This is a genomic window from Variovorax sp. GW821-FHT09D07 (assembly GCF_059416345.1).
Window position 1 is genome coordinate 205,166 of sequence record NZ_JBWKOY010000006.1, and the last position, 24,418, is coordinate 229,583.

Annotated in this window: 12 protein-coding genes and 1 pseudogene; all 13 read left to right on the forward strand. The window is 68.0% G+C overall.

Annotation, left to right across the window (positions count from 1 at the left end):
• Nucleotides 1-2: 2 nt before the first annotated feature.
• The 13 genes and pseudogenes from AC07OX_RS22195 to AC07OX_RS22255 all read left to right on the forward strand — a co-directional run bounded on the left by AC07OX_RS22195 (nucleotide 3) and on the right by AC07OX_RS22255 (nucleotide 24,363).
• A complete protein-coding gene (locus tag AC07OX_RS22195) occupies nucleotides 3-1,586 on the forward strand; it encodes an aromatic/alkene/methane monooxygenase hydroxylase/oxygenase subunit alpha (RefSeq protein ID WP_495262380.1) in 1,584 nt (527 codons plus the stop codon).
• A 95-nt stretch (nucleotides 1,587-1,681) separates the two neighbouring features.
• Nucleotides 1,682-2,044: a phenol hydroxylase subunit P4 gene (locus AC07OX_RS22200; RefSeq protein ID WP_159272872.1), complete on the forward strand. Its 363-nt coding sequence runs from the start codon at nucleotides 1,682-1,684 to the stop codon at nucleotides 2,042-2,044.
• Nucleotides 2,045-2,066: 22 nt separating this feature from the next.
• Entirely contained in the window at nucleotides 2,067-3,125 is a 1,059-nt protein-coding gene (locus AC07OX_RS22205; protein ID WP_495262379.1) for an NADH:ubiquinone reductase (Na(+)-transporting) subunit F, read from the forward strand.
• A gap of 13 nt (nucleotides 3,126-3,138) precedes the next feature.
• Nucleotides 3,139-3,483 carry a 2Fe-2S iron-sulfur cluster binding domain-containing protein gene (locus tag AC07OX_RS22210; protein ID WP_159279343.1) on the forward strand — a complete coding sequence of 115 codons (345 nt, stop codon included), beginning with the start codon at nucleotides 3,139-3,141 and terminating at the stop codon, nucleotides 3,481-3,483.
• Between the two features lie 31 nt (nucleotides 3,484-3,514).
• Nucleotides 3,515-4,447 (forward strand): catechol 2,3-dioxygenase, encoded by a 933-nt coding sequence (locus tag AC07OX_RS22215; RefSeq protein ID WP_495262378.1) that lies wholly within the window; start codon nucleotides 3,515-3,517, stop codon nucleotides 4,445-4,447.
• A gap of 13 nt (nucleotides 4,448-4,460) precedes the next feature.
• Nucleotides 4,461-5,915, forward strand: a complete 1,455-nt coding sequence (locus AC07OX_RS22220; protein ID WP_495262377.1) for a 2-hydroxymuconic semialdehyde dehydrogenase — start codon at nucleotides 4,461-4,463, stop codon at nucleotides 5,913-5,915.
• 4 nt (nucleotides 5,916-5,919) lie between these two features.
• The gene (locus tag AC07OX_RS22225) at nucleotides 5,920-6,762 is read left to right on the forward strand and encodes an alpha/beta fold hydrolase (RefSeq protein WP_495262462.1); all 843 of its coding nucleotides are present in this window, start codon (nucleotides 5,920-5,922) and stop codon (nucleotides 6,760-6,762) included.
• Nucleotides 6,763-6,796: 34 nt separating this feature from the next.
• Complete coding sequence (dmpE, locus tag AC07OX_RS22230; RefSeq protein ID WP_070062782.1) at nucleotides 6,797-7,579, forward strand: 2-oxopent-4-enoate hydratase; 783 nt, start codon at nucleotides 6,797-6,799, stop codon at nucleotides 7,577-7,579.
• Nucleotides 7,580-7,592: 13 nt separating this feature from the next.
• Complete coding sequence (locus AC07OX_RS22235) at nucleotides 7,593-8,522, forward strand: acetaldehyde dehydrogenase (acetylating) (protein WP_062475133.1); 930 nt, start codon at nucleotides 7,593-7,595, stop codon at nucleotides 8,520-8,522.
• Between the two features lie 10 nt (nucleotides 8,523-8,532).
• Nucleotides 8,533-9,606, forward strand: a complete 1,074-nt coding sequence (gene dmpG, locus AC07OX_RS22240; protein WP_495262376.1) for a 4-hydroxy-2-oxovalerate aldolase — start codon at nucleotides 8,533-8,535, stop codon at nucleotides 9,604-9,606.
• On the forward strand, nucleotides 9,603-10,391 hold the full coding sequence (dmpH, locus tag AC07OX_RS22245; protein WP_095746803.1) for a 2-oxo-3-hexenedioate decarboxylase: 789 nt from the start codon (nucleotides 9,603-9,605) through the stop codon (nucleotides 10,389-10,391). Before dmpG ends, dmpH begins: the two co-directional genes overlap by 4 nt.
• Before the next feature lie 33 nt (nucleotides 10,392-10,424).
• Nucleotides 10,425-10,622, forward strand: a pseudogene (gene thmT / locus AC07OX_RS22250) (2-hydroxymuconate tautomerase); the annotation flags it as partial.
• Nucleotides 10,623-10,887: 265 nt separating this feature from the next.
• Nucleotides 10,888-24,363, forward strand: coding sequence for an Ig-like domain-containing protein (locus tag AC07OX_RS22255; RefSeq protein WP_495262375.1), 13,476 nt, complete (start codon nucleotides 10,888-10,890; stop codon nucleotides 24,361-24,363).
• Nucleotides 24,364-24,418 lie beyond the last annotated feature (55 nt).

Here is a 24,418-nt window from a genome sequence, read left to right on the forward strand (position 1 = left end):
CCATGACCACCCAAGCAGCAGCAAAGACCCCCACGACCCCGCGCCTCGGCCTGAAGGAACGCTACGCCATGATGACGCGCGGCCTGGGCTGGGAGACCACCTACCAGTCGATGGACGACGTGTTTCCCTTCGACAAGTTCGAGGGCATCAAGATCCACGACTGGGATAAGTGGGAAGACCCGTTCCGCCTCACGATGGACGCCTACTGGAAGTTCCAGGGCGAGAAGGAGAAGAAGCTCTACGCCATCATCGATGCGTTCCAGCAGAACAACGGCCAGTTCAACATCAGCGACCCGCGCTACCTGAACACGCTCAAGCTGTTCCTCACCGGCGTCTCGCCGCTGGAGTACGCGGCGCACCGCGGCTATGCCATGGCCGGGCGTTCGCTGCGCGGCGTGGGCGCGCGCGTGGCCTGCCAGATGCAGTCGATCGACGAGCTGCGCCATGCGCAGACGCAGTTCCACACCATCAGCCACTTCAACAAGTACTTCCACGGCCTGCACGACCCGCAGCACATGCACGACCGCGTGTGGTACCTGTCGGTGCCCAAGAGCTACTTCGAAGATGCGATGAGCGCGGGGCCCTTCGAGTTCATCACCGCCATCTCGTTCTCGTTCGAGTACGTGCTGACCAACCTGCTGTTCATGCCCTTCATGAGCGGCGCCGCCTACAACGGCGACATGGCCACCGTCACCTTCGGCTTCTCGGCGCAGAGCGACGAGTCGCGCCACATGACGCTGGGCCTGGAAGTGGTGAAGTTCATCCTCGAGCAGGACCCGGACAACGTGCCCATCGTGCAGAAGTGGGTCGACAAGTGGTTCTGGCGCGGCTACCGCCTGCTCACGCTGGTCGCGATGATGATGGACTACATGCTGCCCAAGCGCGTCATGAGCTGGTCCGAGGCCTGGGAGATGTACTTCGAGAAGAACGGCGGCGCGCTGTTCGAAGACCTGGCGCGCTACGGCATCCGCATGCCCAAGTACCACGAGGTTGCGTCGAAGGAAAAGAGCCGCATCTCGCACGAGGCCTGGGCCATCTTCAACAACTACGGCCACGCCGCCAACTTCAACGTCTGGGCACCCAAGCCCGACGAGATGAGCTGGCTGGCCGAGAAGTACCCCGAGACCTTCGACAGCCTGTACCGCCCGCGCTTCGAGTGGCTGGCCGAGCAGGAGAAGCAGGGCAAGCGCTGGTTCAACAACACGCTGCCCATGCTGTGCCAGACCTGCCAGATCCCGATGGCCTTCACCGAGCCCGACGATCCGACCAAGATCTGCTACCGCGAGAGCAGCTACCACGGCATGAAGTACCACTTCTGCTCCGACGGCTGCAAGGACGTGTTCGACGGCGAGCCCGAGAAGTACGTGCAGGCCTGGCTGCCGGTGCACCAGATCTACCAGGGCAACTGCTTCCCCGAGGGCACCGACCCGACGGTGGAAGGCTTCAACCCGCTGGCGGCCGTGCTGGACTACTACCACATCAACGTCGGCGCCGACAACGGCGAGTTCAACACCTCGCCCGACAAGGCCAACTGGGAACGCTGGACAGGGCAGGACCTGTCGGCGGCCGAGCCCAAGGTGGCCTGAGCACCCAGGCCCCACCACCCCTCATCGACCCCCGCGCTCCCGCCGTGCCCCACGCACGGCGTGGGCGGCGCTCACCCCAAAAAAAGGAGACCGACATGTCTGTTGTTGCACTCGCCCCCGGCTACACCGGCACCGTCATGGACAGCGAAGACCGCTTCCACGGCAACCGCCTGCTCTACATCGGCTGGGAAGACCACCTGCTCTTCTGCGCCCCCGTGTGCCTGCCGCTGCCCGCGGCCATGCCCTTCGGCGCGCTTGTCAGCGACGTGCTGCCCGGCGTGTACGGCAGCCACCCCGACTTCGAAAAGGTCGACTGGTCGAAGGTCGAATGGTTCGATTCCGGCAAGCCCTTCGCGCCCGACGCGGCGAAGTCGCTGGCCGACAACGGCCTGGTCCACAAGTCGGCGCTGCGCTTTCGCACGCCCGGGCTCACGGGCATCGGCGGCTCGTTCAGCTGAGCACAGGAAGGAGGGCCTTGCCATGAGCTTCCAGATCATGATCGAGCCGCTCGGCCAGGCCGTGGCGGCGCGCGACGGACAGACCGTGCTCGACGCCTGCCTGCGCGCCGGCGTGTGGCTGCCCCACGCCTGCGGCCACGGTGTGTGCGGCACCTGCAAGGTGCAGGTGCTCGAGGGCGAATGCGAGCATGGCGATGCGTCCAACTTCGCGCTCATGGACTTCGAGCGCGACGACGGCAAGATCCTCGCGTGCTGCGCGATGGCGCAGGCCGACCTGGTCATCGAGGCCGAGATCGACGAAGACCCCGACGCGCAGTTCCTGCCGCTGGAAGACTTCGATGCCGAGCTGGTCGAGGCCCGCATGCTCACGCCCACCATCCGCGGCCTGTGGTTGCGCACCGACCGGCCGGCACCTTTCCAGGCCGGCCAGTACGTGATGCTGCACGTGCCGGGCGTGGAGGGCGCACGCGCCTTCTCGATCGCCAACGCACCCGACGACCACCTCGTCGAGCTGCACATCCGCCGCGTGCCCAACGGCCGCGCCACCGGCTGGCTGCACGACGAACTGCAGGTGGGCCAGCACCTGCGCTTCACCGCACCCAACGGCCGTTTCTTCGTGCGCAAGTCGGCCGGCCTGCCGATGATCTTCGTGGCCGGCGGCTCGGGCCTGTCGAGTCCGAAGTCGATGGTGCTGGACCTGCTGGCCGAAGGCTGCACCTTGCCGATCACGCTGGTGCAGGGCGCGCGCAACACCGAAGAGCTGTACTACCGCGCGCTCTTCGAGCAGCTCGCCGAGCAGCACCCGAATTTCACCTACGTGCCAGTGCTGTCCGACCTGCCGGCCGGCAGCGACTGGCATGGGGCGCGCGGCTTTGCGCACGAGGCGCTGAAGGCCCATTTCGCGAGCGACTTCCGCGGCCACAAGGCCTACCTGTGCGGGCCGCCACCGATGACCGAGGCCTGCATCGCCACGCTGATGCAGGGGCGGCTGTTCGAGCGCGACATCTACACCGAGAAATTCTTCACCGCCGCCGATGCGGCCTCTGCAGCGCCGCGCAGCCCGCTGTTCAAGGCACTGTGACGTGGAGCCGGTCATGCGCTTTTCCGTCGCCATCGGCAACACCCACGAGCACTACGTGTGCCGCGCCGACCAGACCCTGCTCGGCGGCATGGAGCAGCTCGGCCGCAAGGGCATCCCGGTCGGCTGTCGGGGCGGCGGCTGCGGCGTGTGCAAGGTGCGCATCGAGTCGGGCGCTGTGCGCCGCGAGCGCATGAGCCGCTGCCACGTCAGCGCCGAAGAAGAAGCCCAGGGCTACGTGCTGGCGTGCCGCGCGTACCCGCAGAGCGACCTGGCCCTGCGCGCTGTCGAGAAGCTGGCGCGCTGCATCGAGCGGCGCCTGGCCGCGTCGCAGCCCGCCGTACCCCGTTCCCCCACCTGAACCTTTCCCTCACCCACCAAAGGAGACTTCCATGGCACTCACTGGCGTCATTCGCCCCGGACACGTGCAACTGCGCGTGCTCGACCTCGGGGCCGCCCTCACGCACTACCGCGACGTGCTGGGCCTGATCGAAACCGGGCGCGATGCGCAGGGCCGCATCTACCTCAAGGCCTGGGACGAGCACGACCACCACAGCGTCGTGCTGCGCGAAGCCGACGAGGCCGGCATGGACTTCATGGGCTTTCGCGTCGATTCGCCCGCTACGCTCGACAAGCTCGCCGCCGACCTGAAGGCCAGCGGCCTGGCCACCGACATGCAGTGGATCGACGCCGGCGAGCACCTGCGCACGGGCCCGCGCTTTCGCTTCACCGTGCCCACCGGCCATGCCATCGAGCTCTTCGCCGAGAAGGAGAAGGTCGGCAACGGCATGCCCTACGAGAACCCCGAGGTCTACCCCGACGACCTCAAGGGCATGGCGCCTTCGCGCTTCGACCACTGCCTGCTGTACGGGGACGACCTCGACGGCACCATGAAGCTGTTCACCGAGGTGCTGGGCTTTCAGCTGGCCGAGAGCGTGGTGGCCGGCCCCGAGCGCATGTACATCGCGGCCTTTCTCACCTGCTCGACCAAGCCGCACGACATCGCCTTCATTCGCCATCCCGAGAAGAACAAGTTCCACCACGCCTCGTTCCTGCTCGACAACTGGGGCGAGGTGCTCAAGGCGGCCGACATCATCACCAAGAAGCGCGTGTCGCTGGACATCGGCCCCACGCGCCACGGCATCACGCGCGGCGAAACCATCTACTTCTTCGACCCGAGCGGCAACCGCAACGAGGTGTTCTCGGGCGGCTACATCTTCTACCCCGACAAGCCGCCGCTGGTGTGGACCGACGACGAACTCGGGCGCGCGATCTTCTATCACGACCGCAAGCTCAACGAGAACTTCCTGAGCGTGGTGACCTGAAGGAGACGGTGCGATGAAACAGTTCATGAACTTCATCGGCGGCGAGTTCGTCGCCACGACGAAGACCTTCGACAACCGCGCGCCCGTGGACAACCGCGTCATCGGAAAGGTGCACGAAGCCGGCCGCGGCGAGGTCGATGCGGCCGTGCGCGCCGCACGCGCGGCACTGAACGGCGAGTGGGGCCGCATGAGCGTCGCGCGCCGCACGGAGCTGCTGCATGCGGTGGCCGACGAGATCAACCGGCGCTTCGACGACTTCCTGGCGGCCGAGATGGCCGACACCGGCAAGCCGCACGCGCTGGCTTCGCACGTCGACATCCCGCGCGGCGCGGCCAACTTCAAGGTGTTTGCCGACATCGTGAAGAACGTGCCCACCGAGAGCTTCGAGATGGCCACGCCTGACGGCGGGCAGGCGCTGAACTACGCGGTGCGCTCGCCGCTGGGCGTGATCGGCGTCGTGTGCCCGTGGAACCTGCCCCTGTTGCTCATGACCTGGAAGGTCGGCCCCGCACTGGCCTGCGGCAACACGGTGGTGGTCAAGCCCTCGGAAGAAACGCCGGCCACCGCCACGCTGCTGGGCGAGGTGATGAACGCGGTCGGCATCCCGCCGGGCGTCTACAACGTGGTGCACGGCTTCGGGCCCGACTCGGCCGGCGAGTTCCTCACCACGCACCCGGGCGTGGACGGCATCACCTTCACGGGCGAGACGCGCACTGGCGAGGCCATCATGGGGGCGGCCGCCAAGGGCGTGCGGCCCGTGTCCTTCGAGCTGGGCGGCAAGAACGCCGGCATCGTGTTCGCCGACGCCGATTTCGACAAGGCCGTGGCCGGCATCACGCGCTCGGCCTTCGAGAACTGCGGGCAGGTGTGCCTGGGCACGGAGCGCGTCTACGTGCAGCGGCCGATCTTCGAAAAGTTCGTCGCGGCGCTCAAGGCCAGGGCCGAGGCGCTGAAGCCGGGGCCGTCGGAAGAAGCCGGCGTGGGCATCGGACCGCTGATCTCGCGCGAGCACCAGCAGAAGGTGCTGTCGTACTACGCGAAGGCCGTGAAGGAAGGCGCCACCGTCGTCACCGGCGGCGGCGTGCCGTCGATGCCCGGCGCGCTGGCCGAGGGCCACTGGGTGCAGCCCACCATCTGGACCGGCCTGCCCGAGACGGCCTCGGTGATCCGCGAGGAAATCTTCGGCCCCTGCTGCCACATCGCGCCCTTCGACACCGAGGAAGAAGCCATCGCGTTGGCCAACGCCACCGACTACGGCCTGGCGACCACCGTGTGGACCGAGAACCTGGGCCGCGCGCACCGCGTGGCCAAGCAGGTGCAGGTCGGCATCTGCTGGGTCAACAGCTGGTTCCTGCGCGACCTGCGCACGGCCTTCGGCGGCGCCAAGTCGTCGGGCATCGGCCGCGAGGGCGGCGTGCATTCGCTCGAGTTCTACACAGAACTTCGCAACGTCTGCATCAAGCTGTGAGGGCCTGGCGGTGAGCAACCCCGAAATCGCGAACAGCATCCGCACGGGTGCGTTCCACACCAACGTCCACGACCTGGGCGAGGGCGCGCCGGTGCTCTTCATCCACGGCTCGGGCCCGGGCGTGAGTGCGTGGACCAACTGGCGGCTGGTGCTGCCGGTGCTCGCGCAGACGCGCCGCGTGATCGCGCCCGACATGGCCGGCTTCGGCTTCACCGAGCGCGTGCCCGGCGCGGCCTACACGATGGACGCCTGGGTGCAGCAGGCGCTCGACCTGCTCGACGCGCTCGACATCGAACGCGCCGACGTGGTGGGCAACTCCTTCGGCGGCGCGCTGGCATTGGCGCTGGCCATCCGCGCGCCGCACCGCGTGCGCCGGCTGGTGCTCATGGGCAGCGTGGGCGTGCCCTTCGCGATCACGCCGGGGCTCGACGCGGTGTGGGGCTACACGCCCTCGTTCGCGAACATGCGCCGGATCATGGACGTGTTCGCGTTCGACCGCGCCCTCGTCACCGACGAGCTCGCGCAGCTGCGCTACGAGGCCAGCATGCGGCCCGGTTTCCAGGAGACCTTCGGCGCGATGTTCCCGGCGCCGCGCCAGCGCTGGGTCGATGCCATGGCGAGCCCGGAGGCCGCCATTCGCGCATTGCCGCACGAGACGCTGCTGATCCACGGCCGCGAAGACCAGGTGATCCCGCTGGCCACCTCGCTCACGCTGAGCCAGTGGATTCCCCGCAGCCAGCTGCACGTGTTCGGCCGCTGCGGCCACTGGACGCAGATCGAGCACAGCGCGCGCTTCGCCCGCCTGGTCGGCGACTTCCTGAACGAAGCCGATCGACCGATTGATTGATTCACCCGAGACAGAGCAAAGGACAGAACCCACCATGGACCCCACCCTCATCCAGCGGCTCGGCGACGAGCTCTACGACGCGCTGCGCGAGCGCAGCGTCGTGGAGCCGCTCACCAGCCGGCACGCAGGCATCACCATCGCCGACGCCTATGGCATCCAGCAACGCATGATCGCGCGCCGCCTCGACGCCGGCGAGCGCGTCGTCGGCAAGAAGATCGGCGTCACCTCGCGCGCCGTGATGAACATGCTGGGCGTGTTCCAGCCCGACTTCGGCTACCTGCTCGACGGCATGGTCGTCGGCGAGGGCGAGTCGATCGACAGCCGCACGCTCATCCAGCCCAAGGCCGAGGGCGAGATCGCCTTCCTGCTCAAGCGCGACCTCATGGGTCCCGGCATCGGCAACGCCGATGTGCTGGCCGCCACCGAGTGCGTGATGCCCTGCTTCGAGATCGTCGATTCGCGCATCCGCGACTGGAAGATCCAGATCGCCGACACCGTGGCCGACAACGCTTCGTGCGGCGTGTTCGTGCTCGGCGACCACGCGGTCGATCCGCGCCGCATCGACCTGGCGACCTGCGGCATGGTGCTGGAGAAGAACGGCGAAATCATCGCCACCGGCGCGGGCGCCGCCGCGCTCGGCTCGCCGGTGAACGCGGTCGCGTGGCTGGCCAACACGCTCGGTGCGCTGGGCATCGGGCTCAAGGCGGGCGAGGTGATTCTGTCGGGCGCGCTCGCCGCGATGTTCCCCGCCAAGGCCGGCGACAACTTCCGCGTCTCGATCGGCGGCCTCGGTGGCTGCTCGGTGCGCTTCCACTGAAGGAGACAACCCCATGACGACCCCGACGAAGATCAAGTGCGCGCTGATCGGCCCCGGCAACATCGGCACCGACCTGCTCGCCAAGCTGCAACGCAGCCCGGTGCTCGAACCCGTGTGGATGGTGGGCATCGACCCCGAATCCGACGGCCTGAAGCGCGCCCGCGAGATGGGCCTGAAGACCACGGCCGAGGGCGTGGACGGTCTCTTGCCGCATGTGCAGGCCGACGGCGTGCAGATTGCGTTCGACGCCACCAGCGCCTACGTGCATGCCGAGAACAGCGCCAAGCTCAACGCGCTGGGCGTGCTCATGATCGACCTCACGCCCGCGGCCATCGGCCCGTTCTGCGTGCCGCCGGTCAACTTGAAGAGCCTGCTGATGGAAGGCGGCGCGCGGCCGGCCAACGTCAACATGGTCACCTGCGGCGGGCAGGCCACCATCCCGATGGTGGCGGCCGTGTCGCGCGTGCAGCCCGTGGCCTACGGCGAGATCGTGGCCACCGTGTCGAGCCGCTCGGTCGGCCCGGGCACGCGCAAGAACATCGACGAATTCACGCGCACCACGGCCGGTGCGGTCGAGCGCGTGGGTGGCGCGGCCAAGGGCAAGGCGATCATCATCGTCAACCCGGCCGAGCCGCCGCTGATCATGCGCGACACGGTGCACTGCCTCACCGAAGGCCCACCCGACGAGGCGCGCATCACGGCCTCGGTGCACGAAATGATCGCCGAGGTGCGCAAGTACGTGCCGGGCTACAAGCTCGTGAACGGACCGGTGTTCGACGGCCACCGCGTGTCGATCTACCTGGAGGTCGAGGGCCTGGGCGACTACCTGCCCAAGTACGCCGGCAACCTCGACATCATGACCGCCGCCGCGGCGCGCACGGCCGAAATGTTCGCCGAAGCGATGCTCGCCAGCCTCCCGCAACCCGAGCCCGCCGTGGCCTAGGAGCACACCCATGACCACCCCCACGAACACCCACCTGCAGGGCCGCCGCGTCACCCTGCACGACATGACGCTGCGCGACGGCATGCACCCCAAGCGCCACCTGATGACGCTCGAACAGATGACGCACATCGCCAGCGGGCTCGACGAAGCGGGCGTGCCGCTGATCGAGGTGACGCACGGCGACGGCCTGGGCGGCAGCTCGGTCAACTACGGCTTTCCCGCGCATTCCGACGAAGCGTATCTGGGCGCCGTGATCCCGCTGATGAAGCAGGCCAAGGTGTCGGCGCTCCTGATTCCCGGCATCGGCACCGTGGACCACCTGCGCATGGCGCACGGCCTGGGCGTGCACACCGTGCGCGTGGCCACGCACTGCACCGAGGCCGACGTGTCCGAGCAGCACATCACCATGGCGCGCCGGCTCGGCATGGACACGGTGGGCTTTCTCATGATGGCCCACATGGCCTCGCCCGAGACGCTGGTGCGCCAGGCGCTGCTCATGGAAGGCTACGGCGCCAACTGCATCTACGTGACCGACTCGGCCGGCTACATGCTGCCGGACGATGTCACGGCGCGCATCGGCGCGGTGCGCGCGGCGCTCAAGGCCGACACCGAGCTGGGCTTTCATGGCCATCACAACCTCGCGATGGGCGTGGCCAATTCGGTCGCGGCCGTTGCGGCCGGCGCCAACCGCATCGACGCTGCCGCCGCAGGCCTGGGCGCGGGCGCGGGCAACACGCCGATGGAGGTGTTCGTGGCGGTGTGCGACCGCATGGGCATCGAGACCGGTGTCGATGTGTTCCGCATCCAGGACGTGGCCGAGGACCGCGTGGTGCCGATCATGGACCACATGATCCGCGTCGACCGCGACTCGCTCACGCTGGGCTACGCGGGCGTGTACTCGAGCTTCCTGCTGTTCGCCAAGCGCGCCGAGAAGAAGTACGGCGTGCCCGCGCGCGAGATCCTGGTGGAGCTGGGCCGGCGCGGCATGGTCGGCGGGCAGGAAGACATGATCGAAGACACGGCCATCACGCTGGCCCGCGCACGCCAGGCTGTGCAGCAGCAACAGGAAGGAGTGGCGGCATGAAGCTCGACAAGAACACCATCGCCGCGCTCGCCGAGCACCTGGAGACCTGCGAGCTGGAAGCGCGCGACACGCCCAAGATCACCGACGAACATCCCGAGATGGACTGGGACGATGCCTACGCCATCCAGAACGAGATCCGCCGCCGCAAGCTCGCGCGCGGCCACCGCATCATCGGGCTGAAGGCCGGGCTCACCTCGCACGCCAAGATGAAGCAGATGGGCGTGACCACGCCGGTCTTCGGCTTCATGGCCGACAACTACGCGCTGCCCGAAGGCGGCGAGTGCAAGGTGAGCGAGCTCATCCATCCGAAGGTCGAGCCCGAGATCGCGTTCGTCACGAAGCGCGCGCTCAGCGGCCCGGGCTGCCACATCGGCGCCGTGCTCGCGGCCACCGACTTCGTGCTGCCGGGCATCGAGGTGATCGACAGCCGCTACCGCGACTTCAAGTTCGACCTGAAGAGCGTGGTGGCCGACAACACCTCGGCCTCGCGCTTCGTGGTGGGCGGACGCGCCGTGCCCGCGAGCGAGGTCGACCTGCGCACCGTGGGCATCGTGCTGGAGAAGAACGGCCAGCCCGTGGCCTTCGGCGCGGGCGCCGCGGTGCTCGGCCACCCGGCCGCGGCGATTGCGATGCTGGCCAACCACCTGGGCGCGCGCGGCGAGGAGATACCGGCGGGCACGCTGATCCTGTCGGGCGGCATCACCGAGGCCGTGGCCGTGCAGGCGGGCGATGCCGTCACGCTGAAGGTGCAGGGCATGGGCAGCGTGGGCCTGCGCTTCGTCTGATCTGCATCAACCACTGAAGCACACCACAGGAGTACACGAATGCCCTTTGCACAGATCTACCTCATCGAAGGCCGCACCGAAGAACAGAAGCGCGCGCTGATCGAGAAAGTGACCCGCGCCATCGTCGAGGCCGTCGACGTGCCGAAGGAGAACGTGCGCGTGTGGCTGCACGACATGCCCAAGGAAAACTGGGGCATCGGCGGCGTGTCCGCCAAAGACCTCGGACGCTGACCGCTTCGCGCTGCGGCGCTGTCTTCTTCAAGGCCCTTGCGAGTCGCTGACTCGCGAGGGCCTTGTGCTTTGTACGAACTCCTGGGGGCTTTGTTCACAGTTTCGCCCTGTGCCTATGTTTGTCGCACCCGCTTTCGGACTCGTCCGATGGATGGAACGGGACCGTCTTCCTAAAGTCATTGGTCAACAAACCGCAAGAGTTGGCGCTGCGCGTGCGCGTGCCGCTGCGGTCCCGTTTTTTCATTCAGCAAGCACTAGGAATCTCATGGCAACCAAGAAGACGAAGGTCGTCGTCAACAGCAACGGCAGGAACATCGATCACACGGTGGAAGCGGCAACGAACGGCAAGGCGCCGGTCCGCATCAAGGTCCAGAAGGGTGCGAAGTACCTGCTCAAGGGCGATGACGGTTTTGCGCCCGAGAACGTGACGCTCACGCGCGTGGGCAACGACCTGCAGATCACGCTCGAAGGCGAGACGAGCCCGGGCCTGGTGCTCGAGGGCTACTACGCGCAGTCCGAACCCGTGGGCCTGTACGGCGTGGCCGAGGACGGCCAGTTGTATGCGTATGCGCGCACCGACGGCGCGGGCGACATCTACGCGCTGGCCGAAGGCCAGTCGGCGCCCGTGGCGCTGGGCGGCGATTCGTACGGCGCGGGTGCGCCGTACCTGGCCGGCACCGAAGCGGCCGCCGGCAACGACTTCTTCGGCGGCATGTTGCCCCTGCTGATGACTGGCGGCCTGGCCGCGCTCGGCCTCGGCGCCATTGCCGCGGCCAGCGGCAGCGACGGTGATACCGCGCCCAGCCTTCCGCCCGTGCTGCCCCCGCCCGACGTGCGCCCGCCCGGCAAGCCCGGCTTCGACGGCATTGGCGGTGCCTACGACGACGTCGGCCCCATCAAGGGCCAGATCCAACCCGGCGGCCAGACCGACGACACGCGACCTGATTTTTTCGGAACCGGCACACCCGGCAATACCATCACCATGTACGACAACGGCAAAGAAATCGGCAAGACCCTTGTGGACGGCAACGGCGCGTGGCACTTCACGCCACCGAAGGACCTGAGCGAGGGCAACCACTCCATCACCATCACCGAGAGCGATCCGGCCGGCCGTGAAGGCGAGCCTTCGGATCCGTTCGAGTTCGCCGTCGACACCACCCCGCCGCCCAAGCCCGAGTGGAACGGCGGCAGCAGCGAAGGCCCCGGCGCCGTCATCGACGACGTGGGCCCCATCAAGGGCCGCGTGCCCCCGGGCGGCGCGACGGACGACCAGCGTCCCGAGTTCAACGGCCAGGGCACCCCGGGCGACACCATCATCGTGCAGGACCACGGCGAGGAAATCGGCCGCGTCGAAGTGAACGGGGACGGCGTGTGGACCTTCACGCCGCCGACCGACCTGAGCGAGGGCGAGCACTCCATCACCATCGTCGAGCGCGACCCCGCGGGCAACGAGAGCGAGCCCTCCGACCCGTTCGATTTCGTCGTCGACATCACCCCGCCCGCGCAGCCCCAGGTGGGCGGCGCCAACGACAACATGGGCGAGTACCAGGGCCCCATCACCCCGGGTGGCGTCACCGACGACCGCCAGCCCGAGTTCCATGGCGAAGGCACGCCGGGCGACACCATCGTCATCAAGGACGGTGACACCGTGATCGGCACCACCGACGTGGACGAGAACGGCGCCTGGACCTTCACGCCCTCGACCGACCTGAAGGAGGGTGACCATTCCATCACCGTCATCGCGCGCGACCCGGCCGGCAACGAGAGCAAGCCCTCCGACCCCTTCGATTTCGAGATCGACGTGACCCCGCCCGATGCCAGCAAGCTGGCCATCACGGGCGTGGCCGACGACGTGGGCGAAGTCACGGGCAACGTGGCCTCGGGCGGCAAGACCGACGACAGCCGTCCGCTGCTCAGCGGCACCGGCACGGCCGGCGACACCATCATCGTGACCGTCAAGGACAGCACGGGCAGCCGCGAGCTGGGCCGCGCGATCGTGGAGGCCGACGGCAAGTGGACGCTGCAGGTGAACACGCCGCTGCTGCAAGGCAAGAACGAGTTCACCGCCATCGAGATGGACCCCACGGGCAACCACACCGCGCCCACCGCGCCCTACACCGTGATCCTGGACAGCGTGCCGCCGAGCGTGCCCGTGATTCAGAACGTGCAGGACGACGTGGGCCCGCACCAGGGCATGCTGCAGAAGGGCCAGGTCACCGACGACGCGCGGCCGACCATCATCGGCACCGCGCAAGCGGGCAACACCATCAAGGTCTACGACGGCACCAAGCTGCTGGGCCAGACCGTGGCCGACGCCAACGGCAAGTGGAGCATCACGCCCGAAGCCGACCTGGCCGACGGCACGCACAACATCACCGCCACGGCCACCAACCCCGTGGGCCAGACCAGCGACGCCACCGGCATCTGGAACTTCGTGGTCGACGCCACGCCGCCGGGCCAGGTCACCGACCTCGTCGTGACCGACGACGTGGGTGGCAAGCAGGGTGCGCTGAAGGACGGCGAGACCACCGACGACGACCGTCCGACCTTCAGCGGCAAGGCCGAGCCGGGCGCCACCGTGAACGTGTACGACAACGGCACCAAGATCGGCGAAGCGCCGGTGGACGAGAACGGCGACTGGAGCTTCACGCCCACCGCCCCGCTGACCAGCGGCGAGCACGCCTTCACCACCGAAGTGGTCGACCCCGCCGGCAACAGCAGCGGCCAGGGCGATGCGCTGAACGTGGTGGTGGATGCCATTCCTGGCGTCGTGACCCTCGGCAAGCTGATCGACGACCAGGGCACCATCCAGGGCGCCATCGCCCCCAACGGCAACACCGACGATGCGCGCCCCGAAATCCAGGGCACGGGCAAGCCCGGCAGCACCGTCAAGGTGTACGACGGCGCGACCCTGCTGGGCGAGACGACGGTCAAGCCCGACGGCACGTGGAGCGTCACGCCCGGCACGGCATTGGCCGACGGCGCGCACAGCATCACCGTGACCGCGACCGACAAGGCTGGCAACGTGAGCGAACCGACCCAGGCGTTCAACTTCACGGTGGACACCGTGGCGCCGACCACGCCGAGCATCGAATCGGCGCTGGACGACGTGGGCGCCAAGCAGGGTGCATTGGTCAACGGCGGCGTGACGGACGACCCGTCGCCCACGCTCTCGGGCAAGGCCGAAGCCGGCAGCACCGTGACCATCAACGACAACGGCGCCTTCCTGGGCAAGGTCGTGGCCGACGCCGAAGGCAACTGGAGCTACACGCCCACCACGCCGCTCAACGAAGGCGAGCACAAATTCACCGTCAGCGCCACCGACAAGGCGGGTAACACGAGCGCGCCTTCGGCCGAGTTCGTGCTGACCACCGACTACACGCCACCGGATCCCAGCAAGCTGGCGATCACGGGCGTGGAAGACGACGTGGGCGGCATCACGGGCAACGTGGCCTCGGGCGAGAAGACCGACGACAGCCGTCCCGCGATCAGCGGCACCGGCACGGCCGGCGACACCATCATCGTGATGGTCAAGGACAGCACGGGCAGCCGTGAGCTGGGCAAGACGATCGTGGAGGCCAACGGCAAGTGGACGCTGCAGGTGACCACGCCGCTGCTGCAAGGCAGCAACGAGTTCACCGCCATCGAAGTGGACCCGGCGGGCAACGCGACCGCACCGAGCGCGTCGTACACCGTGATCCTGGACAGCGTGCCGCCGAGCGTGCCGGTGATCCAGAACGTGCAGGACGACGTGGGCGTGTTCCAGGGCATGCTGCAGAAGGGCCAGGTCACCGACGACGCGCGGCCGACCATCATCGGCACCGCACAAGCGGGCAACACCATCAAGGTCTACGACGGCACGAAGCTGCTGGGCGAGACTGTGGCCGACGCCAACGGCAAGTGGAGCGTCACGCCGACGGCCGACCTGGCCGACGGCACGCACAACATCACCGCCACGGCCACCAACCCGGTGGGCCAGACCAGCGACGCCACCGGCATCTGGAACTTCGTGGTCGACACCGCGCCTCCGGGCCAGGTGACGGGCCTCGAGGTGCTGGACGACGAGGGCGCGGTGCAGGGACCGCTGAAGAACGGCGACACCACCGACGACAACAAGCCCGAGTTCAAGGGCAAGGCCGAGCCGGGTTCGACCGTGAAGGTCTACGACAACGGCACGCTGTTGGGCAGCGTGCCGGTCGACGCCAATGGCGACTGGAGCTTCACGCCCTCCACGCCGCTGGCGCAAGGGCCGCACGCACTCACCACCGAGGTGGTGGACCCGGCGGGCAACTCGAGCGGCCAGGGCGATCCGTTGAACCTGATCGTGGACCGCATTCCGGGCAAGCTGGAAATCAACACGCTGGTGGACGACCAGGGCGCCGTGACGGGCGCCATTGCCGCCAACGGCACGACCGACGACAAGCGTCCCGAGATCCAGGGCACGGGCAAGGCCGGCAGTACCGTCAAGGTGTACGACGGCGCGACGCTGCTGGGCGAGACCGTGGTCAAGGCCGACGGCACGTGGAGCGTCACGCCCACGGCCGATCTGGGTGAAGGCGCGCACGCCATCACCGCCACCGCCACCGACCTGGCAGGCAACACGAGCGAGCCCACCAAGCCGTTCAACTTCACCGTGGACACCGTGCCACCGACCGCGCCGAGCATCGAAGCGGCCCTGGACGACGTGGGCTCGGTGCAGGGGCGGCTTCCCAGCGGCGGCGTGACGGACGATCCGTCGCCCACGCTCTCGGGCAAGGCCGAAGCGGGCAGCACCGTGACCGTGTACGACAACAACGCCAAGCTGGGCACGACCGTGGCCGATGCCAACGGCGACTGGAGCTACACGCCCACCACGCCGCTCAACGAAGGCGAGCACAAATTCACCGTCAGCGCCACCGACAAGGCGGGCAACACGAGCGCGCCTTCGGCCGGGTTCGTGCTGACCACCGACTACACGCCGCCGGACCCCAGCAAGCTGGCGATCACCGGCGTGGAAGACGACGAGGGCAGCATCACGGGCAACGTGGCCTCGGGCAGCGCCACCGACGACAGCCGTCCCGCGATCAGCGGCACCGGCACGGCGGGCGACACCATCATCGTGATGGTCAAGGACAGCACGGGCAACCACAAGCTGGGCGAGACGATCGTGGAAGCCAACGGCAAGTGGACGCTGCAGGTGACCACGCCGCTGCTGCAGGGCAACAACGAGTTCACCGCCATCGAAGTGGACCCGGCAGGCAATACGACCGCACCGAGCGCGCCCTACACCGTGATCCTGCAAAACGGCCCGTCGCTCATGCCGGTGATCCAGAACGTGCAGGACGACGTGGGCGTGCACCAGGGCATGCTGCAAAAGGGCGACGTCACCGACGACGCCCGGCCGACCATCATCGGCACCGCGCAGGCAGGGAGCACGGTCAGGGTCTACGACGGCACGAAGCTGCTGGGCCAGGTCGTGGCCGACGCGGAAGGCAAGTGGAGCGTCACGCCTGACGCCAACCTGGCGGACGGCACGCACAACATCACCGCCACGGCCACCAACGAGGTGGGCGCGGTCAGTCCCGCCACCGGCATCTGGAATTTCTCGGTGGACACGAAGGCCCCCGACGCGGCGACCGTCCAGCTGCTGGACGACGTGGGCGGCAAGCAAGGGGTGTTGAACAACGGCGACACCACCGACGACACCAAGCCCGAGTTCAAGGGCAAGGCTGAGCCGGGTTCGACCGTGAAGGTCTACGACAACGGCACGCTGCTGGGCAGCGTGCCGGTCGACGCCAACGGCGACTGGAGCTTCACGCCCCCCACGCCGCTGGCGGACGGGACGCACGCGCTCACCACCGAGGTGGTGGACCCGGCGGGCAACTCGAGTGGCCAAAGCGATCCGCTGAACCTGACCGTGGACACCATCCCTGGCGAACTGCGGATCAGCGCGCTGGTGGACGACCAGGGTGACGTGAAGGGCGCCATCGCCGTCAACGGCACGACCGACGACAAGCGTCCCGAGATCCAGGGCACGGGCAAGGCCGGCAGCACCGTGAAGGTGTACGACGGTTCGACCCTGCTGGGCGAGACGACGGTCAAGGCCGACGGCACGTGGAGCGTCACGCCCACGGCCGACCTGGGTGAAGGCGCGCACGCCATCACCGCCACCGCCACCGACCTGGCAGGCAACACGGGCGATCCGACCCAGGCGTTCAATTTCACCGTGGACACCGCGCCGCCGGCCACGCCGAGCATCGAATCGGCCCTGGACGACGTGGGGTCCGAGCAAGGTGCATTGGTCAACGGCGGCGTGACGGACGACCCGTCGCCCACGCTGTCGGGCAAGGCCGAAGCCGGCAGCACCGTGACCGTGTACGACAACGGCGCCTTCCTGGGCAAGGTCGTGGCCGACGCCGAAGGCAACTGGAGCCTCACGCCCACCACGCCGCTGACGGAAGAGCAGCACACGTTCACCGTCACCGCCACCGACAAGGCGGGCAACACGAGCGCGCCTTCGGCCGGGTTCGTGCTGACCACCGACTACACGCCGCCGGACCCCAGCAAGCTGGCGATCACCGGCGTGGAAGACGACGTGGGCGGCATCACGGGCAACGTGGCCTCGGGCGCGACGACGGACGACAGCCGCCCGGTCATCAGCGGCACCGGCACGGCCGGCGACACCATCATCGTGATGGTCAAGGACAGCACGGGCACCCACAAGCTGGGCGAAGCGCCCGTGGGCGCCGATGGCAAGTGGACGCTGCAGCTGACCACGCCGCTGCTGCAAGGCAGCAACGAGTTCACCGCCATCGAAGTGGACCCCGCAGGCAATGCGACCGCACCGAGCGCGTCGTACACCGTGATCCTGGACAGCGTACCGCCAAGCGTTCCGGTGATCCAGAACGTGCAGGACGACGTGGGCATTCACACGGGCATGCTGCAGAAGGGCCAGGTCACCGATGACGCCCGTCCGACCATCATCGGCACCGCGCAAGCGGGCAACACCATCAAGGTGTACGACGGCACGAAGCTGCTGGGCCAGACCGTGGCCGACGCCAATGGCAAGTGGAGCGTCACGCCGACGGCCGACCTGGCCGACGGCACGCACAACATCACCGCCACCGCTACCAACCCGGTGGGCCAGACCAGTGATGCCACTGGCATCTGGAACTTCGTGGTCGACACCGCGCCTCCGGGCCAGGTGACGGGCCTCGAAGTGCTGGACGACGAGGGCGCGGTGCAGGGACCGCTGAAGAACGGCGACACCACCGACGACAACAAGCCCGAGTTCAAGGGCAAGGCCGAGCCGGGTTCGACCGTGAAGGTCTACGACAACGGCACGCTGCTGGGCAGCGTGCCGGTCGACGGCAACGGCGACTGGACGTTCACGCCTCCCACGCCGCTGGCGAACGGTTCGCACGCGCTGACCACCGAGGTGGTGGACCCCGCGGGCAACTCGAGCGGTCAAAGCGCTCCGCTGAACCTGATCGTGGACACCATCCCTGGTGAGCTGCGGATCAGCGCGCTGGTGGACGACCAGGGCACGGTGACGGGCCCCATCGCCGTCAACGGCATCACCGACGACAAGCGTCCCGAGATCCAGGGCACGGGCAAGGCCGGCAGCACCGTCAAGGTGTACGACGGCGCGACGCTGCTGGGCGAGACGACGGTCAAGGCCGACGGTACGTGGAGCGTCACGCCCACGGCCGATCTGGGCCAGGGCGCGCACGCCATCACGGCCACGGCCACCGACAAGGCCGGCAACCCGAGCGGGCCGACCCAGGCGTTCAACTTCACGGTGGACACCGTGCCACCGGCCGCGCCGAGCATCGACGCAGCGGCAGACGACGTGGGGTCCGAGCAAGGTGCATTGGTCAACGGCGGTGTGACGGACGATCCGTCCCCGACGCTGTCGGGCAAGGCCGAAGCGGGCAGCACCGTGACCATCAATGACAACGGCGCCTTCCTGGGCAAGGTCGTGGCCGACGCCAACGGCAACTGGGTGTACACGCCCACCACGCCGCTGGCAGAAGGCGAGCACAAGTTCACCGTCACCGCCACCGACAAGGCGGGCAACACGAGTGCGCCTTCGGCCGAGTTCGTGCTGACCACCGACTACACGCCGCCGGACGCCAGCAAGCTGGCGATCACGGGCGTGGAAGACGACGTGGGCGGCATCACGGGCAACGTGGTCTCGGGCGCCACCACCGACGACGCACTGCCTGCGATCGGCGGCACCGGAACGGCCGGCGACACCATCATCGTGATGGTCAAGGACGGCACGGGCAGCCGCGAACTGGGCCGCACGAACGTGGACGCCAATGGCAAGTGGACGCTGCAAGTGACCACGCCGCTGCTGCAGGGCAACAACGAGTTCACGGCCATCGAGCAGGACCCGGCGGGCAACCAGACCGCACCGAGCGCTTCGTACAGCATCAACGTCGACACGGGTCGCCCGGAAGTTCCGGTGATCCAGAACGTGCAGGACGACGTGGGCGTGGTGCACATGCTGCAAAAGGGTGAAGTCACCGACGACGCGCGCCCGACCATCATCGGCACGGCGCAAGCCGGCACCACCGTGAAGGTCTACGACAACGGCACCCAGATCGGTGAAGTCGTGGCCGACGCCAACGGCAAGTGGAGCGTCACGCCGACGGTCGACCTGGCCGACGGCACGCACAACATCACGGCCACGGCCACCAACCCGGTAGGCCAGACCAGTGATGCCACCGGCATCTGGAACTTCGTGGTCGACACCGCGCCTCCGGGCCCGGCCACGGGCCAGGAAGCACTGGACGACGTGGGTGCGGTGCAAGGTCCGCTCAAGAGCGGTGACACCACCGACGACAGCAAGCCCGAATTCAAGGGCAAGGCAGAGCCGGGCGCGACCGTGAACCTGTACGACGGCGACACCAAGATCGGCACGGCCGTGGCAGACCCGGACGGCAACTGGAGCATCACGCCCACCGAACCGCTGGGCGACGGTGCGCACTCGCTGAGCACCGAGGTCGTCGACCCCGCTGGCAACTCCAGCGGCAAGGGCCCGGCGCTGGACATCACCGTGGACACCTCCAAGGTCGAAGTCTCGATCAGCAAGCTGGTGGACGACCAGGGCACCGTGAAGGGCCCGATCACGGCCAACGGCGTCACCGACGACACGCGCCCCGAGATCCAGGGCACGGGCAAGGCCGGCAGCACCATCAAGGTGTACGACGGCGCGACCCTGGTGGGCGAGACCGTGGTCAAGGCCGACGGCACATGGAGCGTCACGCCCACGGCCGACCTGGCTGAGGGCGCACACGCCATCACCGCCACGGCCACCGACAAGGCCGGCAACACGAGCGAGCCGACCAAGCCGTTCAACTTCACCGTGGACACCGTGCCACCGACCGCACCGAGCATCGAGTCGGTCCTGGACGACGTGGGGTCCAAGCAAGGCGCGCTGGTCAACGGCGGCGTGACGGACGACCCGTCGCCCACGCTGTCGGGCAAGGCCGAAGCCGGCAGTACCGTGGTCGTGTACGACAACGGAACCTGGCTGGGCAAGGTCGTGGCCGACGCCGAAGGCAACTGGAGCCTCACGCCGACCACGCCGCTGGCAGAAGGCGAGCACAAGTTCACCGTCACCGCCACCGACAAGGCGGGCAACACGAGCGCGCCTTCGGCCGAGTTCGTGGTGACGACCGACTACACGCCGCCGGACGCCAGCAAGCTGGCGATCACGGGCGTGGAAGACGACGTGGGTGGCGTGCAAGGCAACGTGGCCTCGGGTGCCACCACCGACGACAGCCGTCCGGTCATCAGCGGCACCGGCACGGCCGGCAACACCATCGTCGTGATGGTCAAGGACAGCACGGGCAACCACAAGCTGAACGAAACGACCGTGGGCGCCGACGGCAAGTGGACGCTGCAAGTGACCACGCCGCTGCTGGAAGGCAGCAACGAGTTCACCGCGATCGAAATCGATCCCGCTGGCAATGCGACCGCACCGAGCGCGTCGTACACCGTGATCCTGGACAGCGTACCGCCGAGCGTGCCCGTGATCCAGAACGTGCAGGACGATGCAGGCCCGAAGACGGGCATGCTGCAAAAGGGCGAAGTCACCGACGACGCCCGGCCGACCATCATCGGCACGGCGCAGGCCGGCACCACCGTGAAGGTCTACGACAACGGCACCCAGATCGGTGAAGTCGTGGCCGACGCCAACGGCAAGTGGAGCGTCACGCCTGAAGCCAACCTGGCCGACGGCACGCACAACATCACCGCCACGGCCACGAACTCCGTGGGCCAGACCAGCGACGCCACCGGCATCTGGAACTTCGTGGTCGACACCGCGCCTCCGGGCCAGGTGACGGGTCTCGAAGTGCTGGACGACGTGGGTGCCAAGACGGGTCCGCTCGCCAACGGCGACACCACCGACGACAACAAGCCCACCTTCAACGGCAAGGCCGAGCCGGGTGCGACCGTCAAGGTCTACGACAACGGCACGCTGCTGGGCAGTGCGCCGGTCGACGGCAACGGTGACTGGACCTTCACGCCCACCGCGCCGCTGGCCAACGGGCCGCACGCGCTCACCACCGAGGTGGTGGACCCCGCGGGCAACTCGAGCGGTCAAAGCGCGCCGTTGAACCTGATCGTGGACATCATCCCTGGCACGTTGGAGATCAACGCGCTGATGGACGACCAGGGCACCATCAAGGGCGCCATCGCGCTCAACGGCACCACCGACGACACGAAGCCCGAGATCCAGGGCACGGGCAAGGCCGGCAGCACCGTCAAGGTGTACGACGGCGCAACCCTGCTGGGCGAGACCGTGGTCAAGGCCGACGGTTCGTGGACCTTCACGCCCACGGCCGAGCTGGGCCAGGGCGCGCACGCCATCACCGCCGTCGCCACCGACCTGGCGGGCAACGTGAGCACGCCGACCTCGGTCTTCAGCTTCACCGTGGACACCGTTGCGCCGACCGCGCCGAGCATCGACGCGGCAGCTGACGACGTGGGTGCCAAGCAAGGTGCATTGGTCAACGGCGGCGTGACGGACGACCCGTCGCCCACGCTGTCGGGCAAGGCCGAAGCGGGCAGTAGCGTGATCATCAAGGACGGCGCCGTGGAGCTGGGCAAGGTCGTGGCCGACGCCAACGGCAACTGGGTGTACACGCCGACCACGCCGCTGGCAGAAGGCGAACACAAGTTCACCGTCACCGCCACCGACAAGGCGGGCAACACGAGCGCGCCTTCGGCCGAGTTCGTGCTGACCACCGACTACACGCCGCCCCCGGCGTCGGCCGCGACGCTGAGCGACGACGCCGGCGAGATCAAGGGGCCGATCACCAGCGGCACCGTGACCGACGACGACACCCCGACCTACGCGGGCAAGACCGAGCCGAACGCCACCGTGGTCATCTATGACGACGGCAAGGAAATCGACAGGGTGCAGGCCAACGCCGCGGGCGATTGGAGCTTCACGCCGTCCACGCCGCTGGCACCGGGCGCGCACAGCTTCAGCAACGCCGTGATCGACGTGGCCGGCAACGTCGGCCAGCCGGGCGCGGCCATCGACTTCACCGTCGATGTGCAACCCGCGACCGTCAGCATCGCCGGCGCGACCGACAACACCGGCGACATCCTCGGCGAGATCGCCCAGGGCGGCGTCACCGACGACGCCACCCCGACCCTGCACGGCAAGGCCACCCCGGGCGGCACCGTGAAGGTGTACGACGGCACCACCGTGCTGGGCTCGGTCGTGGCCGACGCCAACGGCGACTGGAGCCTCACGCCGGCCACCGCGCTGCGCGAAGGCGCGTACGAACTGAGCGCCACCGTGACCACGGCGGCGCACGGCGAGAGCGCGAAGACGGCGGTGTTCGACTTCACCGTGGACTTCACCGCGCCGGGCGCGCCGACCATCGTGGCGGTGCTCGACGACGTGGGCAGCCTCACCATCAACGTGGTGCAGGGCGGCGTCACCGACGACACCCGTCCGCAGTTCATGGGCAAGGCCGAAGCCAACGCCACCGTGAAGGTCTACGACGGCGCCACCGAGCTGGGCGAGGTCGTGGCCAACGCCGCGGGCGACTGGAGCTTCACGCCGACCACGCCGCTGGGCAACGGCGCGCACAACGTGACCGTGACCGCTACGGACGCCGCAGGCAACGTGAGCGTGCCCTCGGCTGCGTTCGACTTCACCGTGGACGCGACGCCGCCGGCCAAGCCGACCATCGTGTCGGTGGCCGACGACGTGGGCACCATCCAGGGCGACGTGCCGTTGAACGGCGTCACCGACGATCCGCGCCCCGTCTTCGCGGGCAAGGCCGAGGCCAACAGCACCGTGGTCATCTACGACAAGGGTTCGGAAGTGGACCGCGTGCAGGCCGATGCCTCCGGCAACTGGACCTGGACGCCGAAGGCGGCGCTGAACAACGCCGTGCACACCATCACGGTGACGTCCGTCGACAAGGCCGGTAACGCCAGCGTGCCGTCGGATGCCTTCGGCTTCACGGTGTCCACCGTGCCGCCGCCCAAGCCGGTCATCGTGTCGGTGTACGACGACGTGGGCGGCGAGCAGGGCGACCTGTACAGCGGTGACTTCACCGACGACACCCTGCCGCTGGTCACGGGCAAGGCCGAGGCCAACAGCACCGTCATCGTCTTCAACAACGGTGTGGAGGTGACGCGTGTGCAGTCCGATGCCTCGGGCAAATGGACGTACACGCCGGCCACGCCGCTGGCCGACGGTGGCCACAGCATCAGCGCGATCGTGATCAACAAGGCGGGCGTGGCCAGCGTGCCTTCGGCGGCGTTCGGGTTCACGGTGGACACGACGCCACCGTCGTTTGGACCGGAGGGGGGCATCCATGCGTACTATGTACACGACTCGAACATGGGACAAGGCTGGATCTTCAACGCCTTCCTCCCCAAGGGAGAGTTGGTCGCAGGAGATTTCGCTGTAGTCAAGTTCAAGGGGGCACTTCACTACTTTGAGCTGACGCCGCAGGAGATCGCCAACGGCGCTTTCTATAACCCAACCAACGAGTTGTATAGGTTGCTCGATGGGTCCCCTGTCGAGTTCGCACTTGCTGATGCACAGGGCAACATGACGCAATTCGTCAAGATCACGAACCTTGGCGTGCCTGGGGGGAAGTGGGGGTGGTACTACCCAGCCTCCACTTTTGACATGCCCCTGGAAGAGGCGACGGCAGACGAAAACGGTGTCGGCAGCCCGGCTCAGGTCTACACCGAGAGCGACGACACGATCATCGCCAGGCTCGGCTACGCCGACCGCCTCGAAGGCGGCACCGGCAACGACACCTTCCTCAAGGTGGGCACAGCAGACGTGGTGCATGGCGGTGCGGGCGACGATGTCATCCGCGTCAACAGCGGCGACTTCGCCCACATCGACGGCGGCCTGGGTGTCGACACCCTGGTGATGGACGGCAAGGCGATGCACATCGACCTGTCGGCCCTCGGCTTGAAGGTGCAAGGCGTGGAGAAGTTCGACCTGGGTGCGGGCGGCAACACGCTGGCGCTGAGCACGCACGACGTGCTGGCCGGCGGCGCACGCGACATGGTCGTGGCCGACGGCAAGGTGCAGATGCTGGTCAACGGCGCCAACGGCGATGTGAACCTGCTCGGCGGCGACGACAGCTGGGCCCAGGGCAGCAATGCCACGGTGGGTGGCGTGACGTACAGCGTCTACACCAACCTCGCCGGCACGGCCGAGCTGCTGGTCGAGGACAAGGTCCACGTGACCATCCTGTAAGGCCGCTGGTCGGTCACGCGGCGCAACCACAGCGCCGCGCATGACGCGGCAGCTG